At 72.2% G+C, this 15,795-nt stretch carries 14 protein-coding genes; 9 read left to right on the forward strand and 5 right to left on the reverse strand.

Annotated elements, in window-relative coordinates; translation table 11 throughout:
* The 5 genes from J2S55_RS14720 (at position 1) to J2S55_RS14740 (ending at position 4,367) form a co-directional block, all read left to right on the forward strand.
* Positions 1-633 carry a response regulator gene (locus J2S55_RS14720; protein ID WP_306860835.1) on the forward strand — a complete coding sequence of 211 codons (633 nt, stop codon included), beginning with the start codon at positions 1-3 and terminating at the stop codon, positions 631-633.
* Between the two features lie 541 nt (positions 634-1,174).
* The gene (locus J2S55_RS14725; protein WP_306860837.1) at positions 1,175-1,342 is read left to right on the forward strand and encodes a hypothetical protein; all 168 of its coding nucleotides are present in this window, start codon (positions 1,175-1,177) and stop codon (positions 1,340-1,342) included.
* 25 nt (positions 1,343-1,367) lie between these two features.
* Positions 1,368-1,913: a MauE/DoxX family redox-associated membrane protein gene (locus tag J2S55_RS14730; protein ID WP_370879785.1), complete on the forward strand. Its 546-nt coding sequence runs from the start codon at positions 1,368-1,370 to the stop codon at positions 1,911-1,913.
* 10 nt (positions 1,914-1,923) lie between these two features.
* Complete coding sequence (locus tag J2S55_RS14735) at positions 1,924-2,454, forward strand: TlpA family protein disulfide reductase (RefSeq protein WP_306860840.1); 531 nt, start codon at positions 1,924-1,926, stop codon at positions 2,452-2,454.
* Positions 2,451-4,367 carry an ABC transporter ATP-binding protein gene (locus tag J2S55_RS14740; RefSeq protein WP_306860842.1) on the forward strand — a complete coding sequence of 639 codons (1,917 nt, stop codon included), beginning with the start codon at positions 2,451-2,453 and terminating at the stop codon, positions 4,365-4,367. Before J2S55_RS14735 ends, J2S55_RS14740 begins: the two co-directional genes overlap by 4 nt.
* A 216-nt stretch (positions 4,368-4,583) precedes the next feature.
* Here J2S55_RS14740 and J2S55_RS14745 read toward each other — a convergent pair whose 3' ends face one another.
* The 3 genes from J2S55_RS14745 to J2S55_RS14755 all read right to left on the reverse strand — a co-directional run bounded on the left by J2S55_RS14745 (position 4,584) and on the right by J2S55_RS14755 (position 10,454).
* A complete protein-coding gene (locus J2S55_RS14745; protein WP_306860844.1) occupies positions 4,584-6,146 on the reverse strand; it encodes a CLIPPER-2 domain-containing protein in 1,563 nt (520 codons plus the stop codon).
* A 331-nt stretch (positions 6,147-6,477) separates the two neighbouring features.
* Entirely contained in the window at positions 6,478-7,665 is a 1,188-nt protein-coding gene (locus J2S55_RS14750) for an NYN domain-containing protein (RefSeq protein WP_306860846.1), read from the reverse strand.
* Positions 7,666-8,033: 368 nt separating this feature from the next.
* A complete protein-coding gene (locus tag J2S55_RS14755; RefSeq protein ID WP_306860848.1) occupies positions 8,034-10,454 on the reverse strand; it encodes an RNA polymerase sigma factor in 2,421 nt (806 codons plus the stop codon).
* A gap of 184 nt (positions 10,455-10,638) precedes the next feature.
* Between J2S55_RS14755 and pyrE the strand changes: the two genes are divergently transcribed.
* Positions 10,639-11,175 carry an orotate phosphoribosyltransferase gene (gene pyrE / locus J2S55_RS14760; RefSeq protein WP_306860850.1) on the forward strand — a complete coding sequence of 179 codons (537 nt, stop codon included), beginning with the start codon at positions 10,639-10,641 and terminating at the stop codon, positions 11,173-11,175.
* Between the two features lie 88 nt (positions 11,176-11,263).
* Here the strand turns inward: pyrE and J2S55_RS14765 are convergent, their stop codons facing one another.
* Together J2S55_RS14765 and J2S55_RS14770 are read right to left on the reverse strand one after the other, a co-directional pair.
* A complete protein-coding gene (locus J2S55_RS14765) occupies positions 11,264-11,698 on the reverse strand; it encodes a hypothetical protein (protein WP_306860852.1) in 435 nt (144 codons plus the stop codon).
* 54 nt (positions 11,699-11,752) lie between these two features.
* On the reverse strand, positions 11,753-12,481 hold the full coding sequence (locus J2S55_RS14770; RefSeq protein WP_306860854.1) for a DedA family protein: 729 nt from the start codon (positions 12,479-12,481) through the stop codon (positions 11,753-11,755).
* Positions 12,482-12,644: 163 nt separating this feature from the next.
* Between J2S55_RS14770 and fbaA the strand changes: the two genes are divergently transcribed.
* The 3 genes from fbaA (at position 12,645) to J2S55_RS14785 (ending at position 15,749) form a co-directional block, all read left to right on the forward strand.
* On the forward strand, positions 12,645-13,667 hold the full coding sequence (gene fbaA / locus J2S55_RS14775; RefSeq protein ID WP_306860856.1) for a class II fructose-bisphosphate aldolase: 1,023 nt from the start codon (positions 12,645-12,647) through the stop codon (positions 13,665-13,667).
* Positions 13,668-13,920: 253 nt separating this feature from the next.
* Positions 13,921-14,340 carry a DUF3151 domain-containing protein gene (locus J2S55_RS14780; RefSeq protein ID WP_306860858.1) on the forward strand — a complete coding sequence of 140 codons (420 nt, stop codon included), beginning with the start codon at positions 13,921-13,923 and terminating at the stop codon, positions 14,338-14,340.
* 125 nt (positions 14,341-14,465) lie between these two features.
* Positions 14,466-15,749, forward strand: a complete 1,284-nt coding sequence (locus J2S55_RS14785) for an adenylosuccinate synthase (RefSeq protein WP_306860860.1) — start codon at positions 14,466-14,468, stop codon at positions 15,747-15,749.
* Positions 15,750-15,795: the final 46 nt, after the last annotated feature.

Genomic DNA, 15,795 nt, shown 5'->3' on the forward strand with positions numbered 1-15,795 from the left:
ATGCCTGAGCGAGCGAAAATCCTCCTGGTGGACGACCGGGAGGAGAACCTGATCGCGCTCGAGGCAATCCTCAGCTCCCTCGACCTGATACCCGTCCGGGCCAGGTCTGGCGAAGAGGCGCTCAAAGCCCTGCTCAACACCGAGTTCGCGCTGATCCTGCTGGATGTGCGCATGCCGGGGATGGACGGATTCGAGACCGCCTCCCACATCAAGCGCCGCGAGCGCACCCGCAACATCCCGATCATCTTCCTGACCGTGGTCGACAGCGCCCCCGACTACGCCTTCCGCAGCTACGCCGCCGGGGCCGTCGACTACCTCACCAAGCCGTTCGACCCCTGGGTGCTCCGGGCCAAGGTCGCGGTGTTCGTCGAGCTCTACAACATGAACCGCCGCCTGGCCGAGCAGGCCTCCATGCTCCGCGAGCGCCTGGCCGCCGAGCTGCCGCCGGGCGAGGCGTCCGACCAGGCGGCCGTGCTCCCCGAGCTGTCCAGGCGCCTCACCGCGGTCGAGGACGAGCTCGCCCGAGTCAGCGAGCTGGCCCGCAAGGCCAACGACCCGAGCCTCGCGGGGCCGCTGTCCGACCTGGCCCACCGCCTCAGCCACCTCAGGGCGGGCCTGGACGCCCTCACCTGAGCACGGCCGCGTCCGGACGGGCCCTCGCGTGGCACGCGCGCGGCCCTCGCCAGGCGTAGGCACGACGGCCCTCGCCAGGCGTAGACGCAGCGGGCCTCGCCAGGCGTAGGCGCGCGGCCCTCGCGAGGCCGTACGCGCCACTCGGCCTCCACCGGGCCGGCTGGGACCCGGCGCACGGGAGAGGGCGCATGCCGCGTCGGCGAGGCCGACGCGGGCCGGTCGCACCGGGACAGGGTCCGGCGGGGTGTCTCCGCGGAGAGGATTTTTGGTGAGCCGGCCCCAAAGGCACCTATCCGAAACTAGCTATAAAAGACGCCCAGAGCAGGCCGAAATCACTCCGCGAGCAGATGTCAAGATCAGAAACTGTCGAAGCGTGACCGCTGGTGTGGCGATCTTCACCATTATTCTCTGATCTTGGTCCGGCTTACGGTGCAGGCGCCAACGAGCGATGATCACCGACTCCGGCCGCACGGAGATGGCACACAACGCTCGATGACCAATCGGTATCGATCACACCGTACGGTTCGACAGAGGAGATCTCATGATCCGTTCCCTCGGCAAGCTGGGCGACCGGCTGCTCGACAGGCTGCTCCCCACGGCCTCCGCGGCCGCTGAGACGTGCTGGGACGAGACGAAGTGGGTCGGGTACACCGTACGCCGGACGTGCTGCATCGCCGCCGGTCGCACGGCCTGCACCCCCTGGCGCTGACCGAGACTCCGGCTGAGTGACCGTCATGCAGTACGTGGCGCTGGCCTGCCGATGCGCACTGGGCGTCGTCTTCCTGATGGCGGTGTTCGGCAAGGTGCGCGGCCGGGAGGCCTTCCTTGCCTTCCGTGCCTCCGTGCCGGACATGGTCCCGCTCGCCACCGGCAGGGCGACGCCGCTGAGCGTCGCGGTGATCCTCGCCGAGGCGTGCGTCGTCGTACTGCTGACGGTCCAGTGGACGGTGCCGGCCGGTTTCGTGCTGGCCGGCGCCGTACTGCTGGCGTTCTACGCGGGCATCGCGCGGGTCGTGCGCTCCGGTTCCCGGACCCCCTGCCGCTGCTTCGGCGCCACGGCGACCCCGCTGAGCGGCAGGCACCTGATCCGCAACGCGGGCCTGCTCGCCGTCACCGCGACGGGAGGCGTGGCCCACCTGCTCACCGCACCGGGTGACGCGCATCCCGCGGGCGTCGCCATCGCGATGGCCGGCGCCGGTGTGCTCGCCCTGACCGTCGTCTTCTTCGACGACCTGGCCGACCTGTTCGCCGGGCCACCGCCCACTCCCGGGCACCTGTGAGGGGATCTCGATGCCGTACCTCGTCGTCGCCGTCGTCTTCGTCGGGGCCCTGTGCGCCGTCAACCTCCTGTTGACCCTGGCCGTCATCCGCCGCCTCCGCGAGCATTCGGCCCAGCTCGCCAACGGCCGGTCGACGAGACCGCCGCTCGTGGCCTCCGGCACCGCGCTGCCCGAGTTCACCGCCTCCGCGTCTGACGGCACGACCGTGTCACAGGACTTCTTCACCGGGCCGACCCTGGTGGGGATGTTCTCCACCACCTGCGCCGCCTGCCACGAGCGGCTGCCCGAGTTCACCGCCTGGGCGGGACAGCTGGGGCCCGGACGCGCGCTGGCAGTGGTCACGGGCGACCCGGAGGACGCCGGCGTGTTCACCGCCGCGCTGGCCCCGGTGGCTCCCGTGGTCGTCGAACCACCGGACGGGCCACTGGCCCGGGCGTTCCAGGTGTCGTTCTTCCCGACCTTCTATCTCGTCGACGACCGCGCGGTGATCACCGCTGCGGCGGACGCCCCGGACCGGCTGCCACTGGCGGCGCGCACGTGAGGGAGCCCGGCGGGGAGGGCTCGGGGACCGGGTCCCTTCTCCACCGCGGGCGGGCGGCGGGCGAGCTGGCCTGGCAGGCCCAGCCTGCCGCCGTGGCCGGTTCACTGGTGGTGGTGCTGCTCATGGGGACGGCACCGGTGGCGACCGCCTGGCTCACCAAGCTGGTTCTCGACGGGCTGGCCGGTGACGGGGGCCGGAGTGTCCTGCTCCCCCTCGCGGCCGCCCTCGGGGTGGCGGGTCTGGCTCTGGTCGTCCTGCCACATGTTTCCGAGTACCTCACGGGGCAGCTGCACCGGGGGCTCCAACGACTGATCTACGACCGGCTGTTCCGGGCCGTCAACGCCGACCCCGGGCTCAGCCGCTTCGAGAACCCCTCCTTCCACGACGAGCTGCGGCTGGCCCACGAGGCCGGTCAGAACGCCCCGCAGCAGATCGTCGGCTCGTCCCTGGCGATCTGCCAGGGCCTCCTGACGCTGCTGGGGTTCATGGCCACGCTGACCGTGCTCAGCCCGGTCATGGTCGTCATCGTCATCGCCGCCGCGCTGCCGTCGGCCAGGGTGCAGCTCGCGCTGAGCCGCCGCAGGGCCCGCACGATGTGGGGCATCAGCTCCAACACGCGTCGCCAGATCTTCTTCAGCGCCCTCCTCACCAGCCCCGACGCCGCCAAGGAGGTGCGGCTGTTCGGGCTGGGTGACTTCCTGCGCACCCGGATGCTCACCGAACTCAAGACCGTCAACGAGGCCGAACGGGATCTGGACCGGCGGACGCTGCGCAGCCAGGGGCTGCTGTCCCTGCTGGGCGCCGCCGTCGCGGCCGGTGGCCTGTTCTGGGCCGTACTGGCCGCCACGGCGGGAGGTCTGAGCGTCGGGGACGTCTCGGTGTTCGTCGCCGCCGTCGCCGGGGTGCAGACGGCCCTGACCTCGATCGTCGGCCAGTGGGCGAGCGCGCACAACGCCCTGCTGATGTTCGGGCACTATCTCGGTGTCGTCCAGGCTGATCCCGGCCTCCCGGTACCCGCGGAGCCCACCGCGCTGCCCCCGCTGCGAGAGGGCATCGAGCTGCGCGACGTGTGGTTCCGCTATGACGACGAGCACCCCTGGGTGCTGCGGGGGGTTGACCTCTTCATCCCGCACGGCCAGGCCGTCGCCCTGGTCGGCCTGAACGGGGCGGGCAAGAGCACCCTGGTCAAGCTGTTGTGCCGGCTGTACGACCCGGTCCGCGGCTCCATCCACTGGGACGGCGTCGACCTGCGTGACATGCGCCCGGCCGACCTGCGCGAACGGATCGGCGTGGTGTTCCAGGACTACATGTCCTACGACCTCACCGCCGGCGAGAACATCATGCTGGGCGACCTGGCCGCGGGCGCCGATCCGGAGCTCGTCCGGACCGCCGCCCGGCGCGCCGGGATCCACGACACGCTCGCCGACCTGCCGAAGGGTTACGACACGCTGCTCAGCCGGATCTTCTTCGGTGACGACGAGGACCAGCAGGCCGGGGTGGTGCTGTCGGGCGGGCAGTGGCAGCGGCTGGCGCTGGCCCGCGCCCTGATGCGTCACCACCGGGATCTGCTCATCCTCGACGAGCCGAGCTCCGGCCTGGACGCGGAGGCCGAGCACGCCGTCCACCTGGGACTGCGCCGGCACCGGGCAGGCCGTACCAGCGTCCTGATCTCACACCGGCTCGGAGCCCTGCGGGAGGCGGACCTCATCGTCGTGCTGAGCGAGGGGAAGATCGCCGAACGCGGCTCCCACCGCGAGCTCGTGGCGCTGGGAGGTGAGTACGCGCGGCTGTTCGCCCTGCAGGCCAGCGGCTACGAGCCCACCTCCGCCGTCCCCGCGGAAGGCTCCATGGAAGATTCCGCGGAGGAGAGCATGAGCACGGCCGCGCCCGGCCCCCGTCCGGCCATGGGGTGACCCTCGCGAGTCCGCGCCCGGCTCCCGATCCTCCCGCAGCCCCGGTGTTCAAGGTGAGTCTTGTGGACCGCCCTCACCGGGGGCGCAGGCGGTCCTGTGAGCCGCCGGCCGCGCCCCACGACAGCAGGCACCGTGCCGTCGCGGGCAGTCAGAACAGGTTCTCACAGGACAGGTTCAGGAGTCAGATCCAGCCGCATGGCACCGGCCGGACGGAGATCACCCCTTGTTCCGCGGCGTGCAGGACGGGCACCGGGTCGAATCGCAGTCCGCGCAGGCCGGGACGGGGTCGACGCAGATCTTGACGGTGTCGGTGTCGTTGGCGGGGTCGAGGTCCTTCTGGTCGCCGCCGACGGTGGCGGTGTTGGTCTTGGTCCCGACCGAGACCGCCTTGGCGTGGATCGTCAACGTGACCGTGCCACCTTTGGCGAGCGCGCCCACCGTCCATGTCCCGGTCCCGGGGTCGTAGGCACCGGCCGAGGGCGTCGCCGAGACGAAGGCGAGGCCGGGCGGCAGCACGTCCTTGACCGTGACCCCGGTGGCGTCGTTGGGGCCCGCGTTGCGGACGGCGAGGCGGTAGGTGACGGTCTGGCCGACGGTGGCCCTGGTCAGGTCGGCGGACTTGACCAGACTCAGGTCGACGGCGGGGTTGACCTTGGTGAGGGTCTCACCGGAGGTCGAGGTCAGCGGCTCGGGAGTGGAGCCGAGCTGGTTCTCGTAGCCGACGGTGCCCTGGTTGGTGATCTGCTTGCCCGCGGCGGCCCGGTCGACCTTGACCTGGAACTCCACCGTGGTGCCGCCGGGCAGATCGGCGGTGTTGGGCAGCCGACCGGGTGCCGAGCCGGTCGCGCCGTCGCCCAGCGAGAAGGAGACCTTCCCCGCCACGGGGTCGAAATCACCCTGGTCGTCGCCCGGCTGGTCGGTCTTGGCCCCGGCGTCGGGGCCGTCCACGACGCGGAGCGAGCCGGGCACGTAGGAGGTCCCGGCCGGGACGGCGTCGGTGAGCCGCACCTTCTCCGCCGCCGCTCCGCCCTCGTTCCGGGCGGTCAGCCGGTAGGTGATCACATCTCCCACGTCGACGGGGCCGACGGGGATCGCGGCCTTGGTGACGACGACGCACGGCGCGGTGCCGAAGAAGACGTCGTCCAGGAAGTTGCCGATGCCCTGGTTCCCGCCGGCCGACGAGATGGAGCGGAAGGCGAACCTGGTGGTCGTCTGGCCGGCGGGCACCGTGTAGGTGCCGGCGTAGGCGCCCCAGCCCGTGGCGCCGTCGGACACCACCTTCTGCGGCGCCGGCGAGCCGGGCGCGCCGATGTCCAGGCTCATCGTGTCGACGCCCAGGCGGCCGCGGTGGGACAGCCGCCAGTACAGCTTCGCCCCTGGGGTGGTCGGGTGGTCCTGGTAAAGGGTCGAGACCTGGTTGGCGTTCAGCTCGGCGAACTGCCTGCCCTCGGCGGGCGCGGCGTTGGTCGGGTTGGGCGGGCCGGTCCAGAGCTCGATCTGGCGGTCGGTGGCGGTCGTCAGCCAGCCCGGCACGCCGTTCTGCGAGGCGTCGGGGAAGAAGCCGACCGCGCCGCCGGTGACGACGGGCCGCTCGAAGCCTCCGTTGACCAGCGCCACCCGCCCCGGGCAGGAGGCCGGATCAGGCGTGGCGCGCAGGGCCGCCTGGGCCGGATCGATCCGCGCGGCGTCGGCCTGGGGCACGCTGAGCAGAGTCAGGGGTGCGGTCAGCATCGCCAGTGCGGCGACCGGGTAACACATCCGTCGGATGTGCCTCATCATCGACTTCCTCTCGTCTGGCTACGGACTGTCTCCAGCCACCAGGCCGCGGGGAACGGCACCGGCGCTGGAGGGCAGATTCGCCTGACGGCAGAGGTGAGCGCGCGCGACACGTGCGGTGGTTCCGATCCGTGGCAAGACGTTGACCCGCCCAGACCCACCGGAGAGAAGATCTTCACCGAGCCGGGCCTGTGCGGCCTGCGCGGGCCGCGCAGGCCGGCCGGAACCCGCCCCGCTGCGGCGGCCGGCGGAAGCGGGCAGAGACAGCACGGCGACGGCTCGGGCCGGCAGAGCCCGGCGGCGGACGCGTTCCAGGGCCCCAGGCCGGCGGAGCCTAGCGGCGGGCGCGTTCCAGGGCGTCCCAGAAGCCCCGGCGGAGGGCGTGGCGGACCTCGTCGTGGAGGAGGAAGTCGATCGGCAGGGAGGAGCCCTGGAGGAGGCGGGCCTCCAGGTCAGAGGGCATGCGGGGCTTGCGGGCGAGCACGGCCTCCAGCCACAGGGCGGGGGCGTCCTTGGCGACGGACTCGCCGAAGTCGTGGCCCTCCTTGTGGGCGGCCTTCACGGCGTCGGACAGGGTGGTCGTGCTGCTGTTGGAGGCGTTCTGGACCGGCACGGGGGCCGCCTGGGGACCGGTGTAGGCGCCGAGCTGGCCGGGCTGGTAGCCGGGCATGCCGCCGGTGTTGCCCGTGCCGTACTGCTGGGCCTGCTGGGGGGTCGGCAGCGGGCCGGTCGGGCTGTTGGGGGCGGCCAGGGGCTGCGGCGCGGGGGCCTGCGGCGGCTGGGGGGCCGGGGCCGGCGGGGGCTCGTGGTTGTAGGCCGGGTAGGACGGCGGCGCGGGATGGGGGGCGGCGGGCGCGGGAGTGGCCCGGGGAGCCTGGACCAGCGGGGCCGGCGCGGTGGGCGGGGCGCCGTTGCCGAGGGCGACGGTGGCCTGGCCGTTGCCGGCCGGCTGGTGGCCGTTGCTCAGGGCGGGCGTCTCCGGGGAGCCGGTGGCCAGGCTGACGTAAGGCCGCAGGTGGCTGCTGCCGATCTCGATCAGGTCGTCGCACTCCTGGCGGAGCGAGCGGGAGACCGCCCAGCCGCCGTCGGCGGCGATGTGCACGACGGTGACGCGGATGCCGAGGTCCTGGGCGTCGCAGACGACCTGTGCCAGGTCCTCGTCGCCGCTGACCACCACCGCGTCGCAGACCGCGCTGTTGCGGGCCAGCGTCATCAGGTCGCGGTGGACCTGGGCGTCCACGCCCTCGCGGCGGCCGGGACGGATGCGTGACAGCCGGAGCTTGAGGCCGGGGAGGTCGGCCAGCGCGTCGTGCTCGGCGGTGCGGCGGCCCTCGACGCTCGCCTCGTACCAGTAACAGCGCAGCAGCGGCAGCCCGGTGCGCTCCTTGGACAGGTTGCCGAGCAGTTTGAGCAGACCCGGGTAGTCCCAGGAGACCGCCTCGCGATGGCGGGTCCCATGCACGGCCATCGCGCCGTCGGCCAGCAGGTAGCCTGCGTCCACGAACAGCGCGCAGCGATCCACGCGACACCGCCCTTCCTACGTGGCCCGCCCCTTCGGCTCAGACAAGCCTGAAAGACCTCTGAGAGACCAGCCAGACGGCCCTTCCTCAGGGTAATCAAGCAACTGATCGTCCGAGGGTGAATCCCGACGATTCGACCTGCGCCTGACCATACGCCGGAGTGTTCACGCAGACCGTACCAGTTCGTCCAGTTCTTGAGACCGCCCCCGTTGGCCGTACCTGTCCCCGGCCTTTATTGGCCCGTTCCACACTCCCCGCCGCTTCTCGCCGCACGGAAAAATCACCGGGACCCACCGTGGCCCGCCGGAACCTGCGGCGCTCCGGCCGGACCTCCCGGACCCCCGGACCTCACGGGCGGCCCCCGGGACCCTCACGAACGGACCTGGACCCGCACCACCGCCACGCCGAAGAACAGGACGTCACGGCCGGTGCTCACCTTGAGGACGGGGTTCGGGCCGAGGGGCGCCCGGAAGCCGTCGACGTCCGTGCCGAAGGTCAGGTCCGTGCCCTCGGCCCCCGTGGCGGACCCGTCGAAGGGGTTGTCCGCGTCCCGGTCACCGTCGTCCGGCCGGAGCGGGCGCCCGCCCAGCGTGACGCGTTCTCCCCTCAGGTCGGCGTCGCCCTCCCAGGTCACCAGGTCGACCCGGGCGGGCGAGGCCGTGGACGTCAGCCCGTCGAGGGGGATCCACGCGGGTCCGTGCTCCCGGTCCACCACGGTGGCGGCGTCGACGACGACGGCCTGGCTGTACGGCCGGCGGGAGTCGGCCGCGACGACCACCAGGCTCCATCCGGCGTGCCGGGAGACGCCGGGCGTGAGCGAGGCGTCGGCCGCCCAGTATGTCCCGCGGAGCCCGCCCATCAGCCGGGTCACGTCGGCGAACGCCTGGTATGCCGTCCCGGCGGGCAGCCGCCGCTCCGTCACCCGGTCGGCCCGCACCCGCGTATAGCCCCCGTCCCCTGGCGTCTTGAACTTGATCCGGCCGTCCGCGGGCGCGCTGGCCGACCAGTAGAGCCCGGCCCAGACCAGCCTGGCTCTCCTGGGCAGGGACAGCCGGGCCGCGCTCGAACTTCTCGTCGACCCGTCCCGGTCCTGGTCGAAGGGCCTCATCCTCCACAGGTCGTTGTCGCGACTGTGGCCCCGGCGGGACCGGGCGGCCCGGCACCGGCGGTCGGCGCGGGCGCAGTCCAGCAAGGTGTTGCCGATGGCGGAGGTGACCACCTGGCCGTCGGTGGCGAACCGGGCCGGAGCCCCGACGGCCCGCACCCCGGTCCGCGCCCTGGCCGTCACCCCGGCCCCCGGGGTGGAGACCCGGACCGAGGGCGCGGCCCCCTCGTCCGCCGCCGGCGAGACCACGACCCGGAGGAAGATCGCTGTGGTCCGGCCCGCCGCCAGCGGCCCCCGGGAGCACCGCGCGCCCGCCACGTCCGCGCGGCAGGCCCAGCCGTCGACCGTGCCGACCGGCTTGACGACGGAGACCGCCCGCCCCCGGCGCGCCGCCGCGGAGACCGTCACCCCGTACGGCAGGCCGACGTCGGCGACGAGTTCCCCGCTCTTCCCCGCACCGACGTTGCGCAGCCGTACCGCCACGATGCCCGTCTCGGAGCGGACCAGCGCGCCGAGCGCGTCGATCCTGGCGATCAGGCGCGGCGCGGGCACGAGGGCCGCTCCTCCGCCGGAGGGCGGCGCGGCGGGCCGGGGGCCGGCCCGCCCCCGCGACCGGTCTCCCTCCCCCGGCGAGGACGTCCTGCCCGGCGGGGACGGCGGTGGGGACGGCGGGTCCTGCGGCACGGGCGCCGGGGCGGCGATCGGCGGCGGATCCGGGACCGGGGCGGCCGGCGCGGCCTGCGGCCCCCGGGCCGAGACCAGTGCGAGGGCCGCCGCCAGGGTGACCGTTCCGGCCGCCGCGCCGGCCGCGACCGCCCGCCGCCGCGCCGTGGGCGCCGGCCGCCACCGGCCGGGCGGTCCGGACGTGCCGGCGGCGCCCACGCCGCCCAGAGCCGCGAGGTATCCGGCGAGCGCGGGGCCGGCGACGAGCGGGCCGACGGTGGCGCGCAGGCTCCGGTCGACGTCGGTGAGCTCCAGGAACGCCTCGTGGCACCCGGTGCAGTCGTCCATGTGCCCGTCCAGGGCCCGGCTCTCGCGCCTGGCCAGGGCGCCCCGCACGTAGGCGTCCATCCCGCCCAGCACGGGACGGCATCCCGGCCTCGGGACCCCGGCGAGACGGGCCCGCAGGTATGCCTGGCGCCACCCCGCCCTGGCCGTGCGGGCCAGGGCGGCCGCCCCACCGGCCGTCAGGCCCAGCAGGGGCGCCACCTCGGCGGCCGTGGCCCCCTCGACCCCCGTATGCCACAGGACGAGCTGCCAGCGCTCCGGCAGGGACCGGTAGGCCCTGACGGCCGGCGAGCGTGCCGGGCCGGTCGGCGCGGGGCCGGCGAAGGACGCGTCCGGCTCGGGCGCCCCCGTCCCTTCGGTGAACGCGTCCGGGTCGGGCGCCTCCATCTCCCCGGTGGCCGCCTGGCCGCCCTCCACCGGCGGCCTGTCATGGACCGTACGGCGGAGCGCGGTGAGCAGGTAGGGCCGGAACGCCTCCCGCGGGCCGCCGCCCCGCCTGAGGAGTCCGAGGATCCCGGCGAACGTCTCCACCACGGCCTCCTCCGCCTCGGCGGGACCGCCGACGAGCCGGAGGGCGAGGATCCGGGCCGCAGGCGCGTGCCGTCCGTGGAGCCGGCCGTAGGCCGCCGCGTCCCCATGCCGCGCCTCGGCCAGCAGTTCGGCATCACCTTGAGCCATATTTGCACTCATTGTTACCTCACGATTACTCGGAGTCGCCTGTCGGATGATTCCGCGCTTCACGGCATGACCAAACCGGGATCGCGCCGTTGCCTCCGGCGGACCGGGTCCGGGCGCGGCGATGGTGACCGCACCCGTGGGGGCACGATCCGGGCGCTGCCGGAACCGCCCTAACCTTGTTGCCATGAGCGATCGTGAGAACCTGCTGACCCAGATCAAGGACAAGGGCGTCGTGCACGGCAAGGTGGTGCTGTCCTCCGGCAAGGAGGCGGACTTCTACGTGGACCTGCGCCGGGTGACCCTCGACGGGCAGGCCGCACCCCTGGTGGGCCGGGTCATGCTGGATCTCACCGAGGACCTCGACTACGACGCGGTCGGCGGGCTCACCCTGGGCGCCGACCCGGTGGCGACCGCCATGCTGCACGCGGCGGCGGCGCGGGGCCGGACACTCGACGCGTTCGTGGTGCGCAAGGCGCAGAAGGCGCACGGGATGCAGCGCCGGATCGAGGGCCCGGACGTGGCGGGCCGGCGGGTGCTGGCGGTGGAGGACACCTCCACCACCGGTGGGTCCCCGCTGACCGCCGTGGAGGCGCTGCGCGAGGCCGGCGCCGAGGTCGTCGCCGTGGCCACGATCGTGGACCGGGGCGCGGCCTCCGCGATCGCCGAGGCCGGCCTGCCGTACCGGACCGCCTACAGCCTCCAGGACCTCGGCCTGGCCTGAGCGTCGGAGACCTGGGCGCCGGGACCTGAAAGCCGGAGGCCTGCGAGCCCGGGACCTGAAAGCCGGGGACCTGAGGGCCGGGGAGAGGTCAGTCGCGGGAGACGGTGAACTCCTGACGCTCCCCGGCCTTGCCCGGGGGGCGGACGGCGCCGTTCACCTCGACGCGGACGGAGGCGGAGTCGGTCAGCACCACGTCGACCTTGGCGTCGAAGGACTGGGCCTGCTCGTCGGCGGCCATCTCCCGGTCGATCAGCACGTCGCCCCCGGCGACCCTGAGGAAGACCTTGGGGCAGTGCTCCCGCAGGCACTGGACGCGGACCGTGGGGGTCTGCCCGGCGGTGGCGGAGGGCGGGGTGGAGGGCGAGGCCGCCGGAGTGGGCCGCGCGGCCGGTTCGGTGCCGGAGCCGAGCGTGCCGACCAGGGACAGGACGCCGACCACGATCAGGGCGACCAGCGCCAGCACCGCCAGGCCCATGAGGACGAGGCGGGCGATGCCCATCGGATCAGACCTGTGGCGTCCCACACAGTGGAGGGTAGCGGCTGAGGCGGAGGTCCCACGACCGACCTCCGCGGACCGTTATCGCTGACCGTCGCCCCTCGACGGGCCGGTCGGCGTGCTGCGGTGGTGCTTGCCCTGCGGCAGCGGGACGGCGGGGACGCCGCCGTCCTTGCGGTTCTTCATGAACTCCCTGACGATCGGGATGATCGAGAGCAGGATGATCACCAGAGCGCCCGGCAGGATGTATTTGTCGATGTCGGGCACCGCCGAGCCGACCAGGCGGCCGAAGACCAGCAGGCCGTCGGTCCAGATGATGCCGCCGACGCAGTTCCACAGGAAGAACCGCTTGCGGTCCATGCCGAGCATGCCCGCGACCGGGTTGAGGAACGTGCGGACGATCGGGATGAACCGGGCGAGGACCACGGCCTTGGACGGGCCGAACTTCTCGAAGTAGTGCTCGGCCTTGTCGACGTATTCCTGCTTGAAGAGCTTGGAGTCGGGCCGGTCGAACATCCTGCGGCCGTAGGTGGCGCCGAGGTGGTGGCCCAGCTGGGCTCCGGCGATGGCGCAGACCGGGGCCAGGACCAGCAGCAGCGGGAACGACAGCGGCTTGAGGCCCTCGATGGCCGCGGCCGCCTCGGGCGTGCTGAAGACACCCGCCGCGACGAGCAGGGAGTCGCCCGGCAGGAAGAAGCCGAGCAGTAGCCCGGTCTCGGCGAAGATGATGCCGAGGACGCCGATGGTGGCGAACGGGCCGAGCAGGCCGAGCCACCACTTGGGGTCGAGGATGTTGTGCAGGAGGTCCATCGGCGTGAAGCCTACCGGCGGAAAGGGCCCAGATCGAGATACGGCACAGGTAGAAGTGGTGACGGAGCTATCCGGCCGGGAAGGAACCCGGAATACTGGCCAACGGGCTATGTCTCCAAAGTCCCGCCAGCTGTTCACAGCCGTCTCGAGGGAGATGACACCGATGCCTATCGCAACCCCAGAGGTCTACGCAGAGATGCTCGACCGGGCCAAGGCGAACGAGTTCGCCTACCCGGCGATAAATGTGACCTCGTCCCAGACTCTCAACGCCGCTCTGAGAGGTTTCGCCGAGGCGGAGAGCGACGGCATCATCCAGGTGTCGACCGGCGGGGCCGAGTTCCTGTCCGGCACCACCGTCAAGGACATGGTGACCGGCGCGACGGCTCTGGCGGAGTACGCCCGCGTCGTCGCGGCGAAATATCCCGTGACGGTGGCGCTGCACACCGACCACTGCCCGAAGGACAAGCTGGACAGTTTCGTCCGCCCGCTGATCGACATCTCCCTGGAGCGGGTGGCGCGCGGCCAGGACCCGCTGTTCCAGTCGCACATGTGGGACGGCTCCGCCGTACCCCTGGAGGAGAACCTGGAGATCGCCAAGGAGCTCCTGGACAAGTGCGCCCGCGCCAGGATCATCATGGAGGCGGAGATCGGCGTCGTCGGCGGCGAGGAGGACGGCGTCGTCGGCGAGATGAACGAGAAGCTCTACACCACTTCCGAAGACGCCCTCGCGACCGCCGAGGCGCTGGGCCTCGGGGAGCGGGGCCGCTACCTGCTCGCCGCGACCTTCGGCAACGTGCACGGCGTCTACAAGCCGGGCCACGTCAAGCTCCGCCCGAGCGTGCTGAAGGACATCCAGGAGGCCGTCGGCGCCAAGCACGGCAAGGAGAAGCCCTTCGACCTGGTCTTCCACGGCGGCTCCGGCTCGCTGCTGGAGGAGATCCAGGAGGCCATCTCCTACGGCGTGGTCAAGATGAACATCGACACCGACACGCAGTACGCCTTCACCCGCCCGATCGCCGACCACATGTTCAAGAACTACGACGGCGTGCTCAAGGTGGACGGCGACGTCGGCAACAAGAAGGCCTACGACCCCCGCTCGTACGGCAAGGCCGCCGAGACCTCGATGGCGGCCCGCGTCGTCGAGGCGTGCCGGCACCTGAAGTCCGCCGGCACCAAGCTCTCCTAGGCACGGACGCCCTGGACGTGCTCACTTGAGCACAAACACCCCGGACCGCCGGGTCCCGACCGCCGGGTCCCGACCGCCGGGTCCCGGACGGCCGGCTCCGGCACGCGCGGCGCGTCCGGAGCGCTCACAACGTCCGGGCCGCGACGCTCGGAGCCCCGGCGGCGGGTCCGCCAGGGTGACACATCGGTCCCCGGAGCGCGTCTTCGGGGGCCGATCTTGGCCTGACACCGGTGTAACGGGTAGGACTGTCGTTATGGAATCGCACGAGAACCTCATCGCCGGCCCGCCACCCACCCGGCTGCCGGACCTGCCCGAGGCCCGAGAGGCGCTGCAATCCGGCGCCCAAGCATCAGATGTCGCCGCGCGTTTCCCCTCCTACCCGGCCGCGTGGGCCACGCTCGCGGACGAGTATTTCGCCGGCGGGCACGCCGTGACGTCCTACGCGTTCGCCCGCACCGGCTACCACCGCGGCCTCGACCAGCTGCGCCGGGCGGGCTGGAAGGGCCACGGCCCGATCCCCTGGGATCACGAGCCCAACCGCGGTTTCCTGCGCTGCCTGCACGCCCTGGCCCGCGCCGCCCAGGCCATCGGCGAGCGGGACGAGGCCGAACGCTGCCTCCAGTTCCTGAAGGACTCCAGCGCCGACGCGGCCGAGGAACTGCTCGGACGCTGAGCCCCGGATCTCCCGCCCGGGGGTGGGAGATCCCCCAAATGTGACACGGTCGGGTATTCTCTCCACGCAAGAGCCCCTGTCGCGATTGCGTCAGGGGTTTTCGTTTTTGTGGTAGGAGATTAGCGATGCCGGCTGTCGTTCTCGTGGGCGCCCAGTGGGGCGATGAGGGCAAGGGTAAGGCGACCGACCTGCTCGGCGACAAGGTCGACTACGTCGTCAGATACCAGGGCGGAAACAACGCGGGTCACACGGTCGTCATCGGCGACCAGAAGTACGCGCTGCACCTGCTGCCCACGGGAGTGCTCTCCCCGAACGTCATCCCGGTGATCGGCAACGGCGTCGTCATCGACCCGGGCGTGCTGCTGAGCGAGATCGACGGGCTCCAGGCCCGCGGGGTCTCCTCCGAGCGGCTGCTGATCTCGGCCAACGCGCACCTGATCATGCCCCACCACAAGGCCCTCGACAAGGTCACCGAGCGCTACCTCGGCAAGGCCAGGATCGGCACCACCGGCCGGGGCATCGGCCCCGCCTACGGCGACAAGATCTACCGGATGGGCGTGCGGGTCCAGGACCTGCTCGACCCGGGCATCCTGCAGAAGAAGATCGAGGTCGCCCTCGGCGAGAAGAACCAGATCCTCACCAAGATCTACAACCGCCGGGCGATCGACGCCGGCATGGTGCTGGAGGAATACCTCGGCTACGCCGAGCGCCTCAAGCCGCACATCGCCGACACCACGCTGATCCTGAACAAGGCCCTCGACGAGGACAAGGTCGTGCTGCTGGAGGGCGGCCAGGGCAACCTGCTCGACATCGACCACGGCACCTACCCGTTCGTCACCTCCTCCTCCCCGACCAGCGGCGGCGCCTGCTCCGGCTCCGGCATCCCGCCGACCCGGCTCACCCGGGTGATCGGCATCCTCAAGGCGTACACCACCCGTGTCGGCTCCGGCCCGTTCCCGACCGAGCTCGACGACGAGATGGGCGAGTGGCTGCGCACCACCGGCGGCGAGTACGGCGTGACCACCGGCCGCAACCGCCGCTGCGGCTGGTTCGACGCGGTGATCGCCCGCTACGCCAGCCGGATCAACGGCGTCACCGACTTCTTCCTCACCAAGCTCGACGTGCTGTCCGGTCTGGAGAGGATCCCGGTCTGCGTCGCCTACGAGGTCGACGGCGTCCGCTACGACGAGATCCCGATGACCCAGACCGACTTCCACCACGCCAAGCCGGTGTACGAGGAGTTCCCCGGCTGGCAGGAGGACATCACCGGCGCCAAGACCTTCGAGGACCTGCCCGCCAACGCGCAGTCCTACGTCAAGGCCCTGGAGGAGATGAGCGGCGCCCGGATCTCCGCCATCGGCGTCGGCCCCGGCCGCACCCAGACACTCCAGATCCACTCGATGATCTAGTCTGCTCCCGGTAAGGTTCGCGCCCGGCGGCCGCCGGGCGCGAGCC

Source organism: Streptosporangium brasiliense (assembly GCF_030811595.1).
Taxonomy (GTDB): Bacteria; Actinomycetota; Actinomycetes; order Streptosporangiales; family Streptosporangiaceae; genus Streptosporangium; species Streptosporangium brasiliense.

Coding starts and splice junctions, on each gene's coding strand:
- J2S55_RS14720 (WP_306860835.1), top strand. CDS start 1: ATGCCTGAGCGAGCGAAAATCCTCCTGGTGGACGACCGGGAGGAGAAC.
- J2S55_RS14725 (WP_306860837.1), top strand. CDS start 1,175: ATGATCCGTTCCCTCGGCAAGCTGGGCGACCGGCTGCTCGACAGGCTG.
- J2S55_RS14730 (WP_370879785.1), top strand. CDS start 1,368: ATGCAGTACGTGGCGCTGGCCTGCCGATGCGCACTGGGCGTCGTCTTC.
- J2S55_RS14735 (WP_306860840.1), top strand. CDS start 1,924: ATGCCGTACCTCGTCGTCGCCGTCGTCTTCGTCGGGGCCCTGTGCGCC.
- J2S55_RS14745 (WP_306860844.1), bottom strand. CDS start 6,146: ATGATGAGGCACATCCGACGGATGTGTTACCCGGTCGCCGCACTGGCG.
- J2S55_RS14755 (WP_306860848.1), bottom strand. CDS start 10,454: ATGGCTCAAGGTGATGCCGAACTGCTGGCCGAGGCGCGGCATGGGGAC.
- pyrE (WP_306860850.1), top strand. CDS start 10,639: ATGAGCGATCGTGAGAACCTGCTGACCCAGATCAAGGACAAGGGCGTC.
- J2S55_RS14770 (WP_306860854.1), bottom strand. CDS start 12,481: ATGGACCTCCTGCACAACATCCTCGACCCCAAGTGGTGGCTCGGCCTG.
- fbaA (WP_306860856.1), top strand. CDS start 12,645: ATGCCTATCGCAACCCCAGAGGTCTACGCAGAGATGCTCGACCGGGCC.
- J2S55_RS14780 (WP_306860858.1), top strand. CDS start 13,921: ATGGAATCGCACGAGAACCTCATCGCCGGCCCGCCACCCACCCGGCTG.
- J2S55_RS14785 (WP_306860860.1), top strand. CDS start 14,466: ATGCCGGCTGTCGTTCTCGTGGGCGCCCAGTGGGGCGATGAGGGCAAG.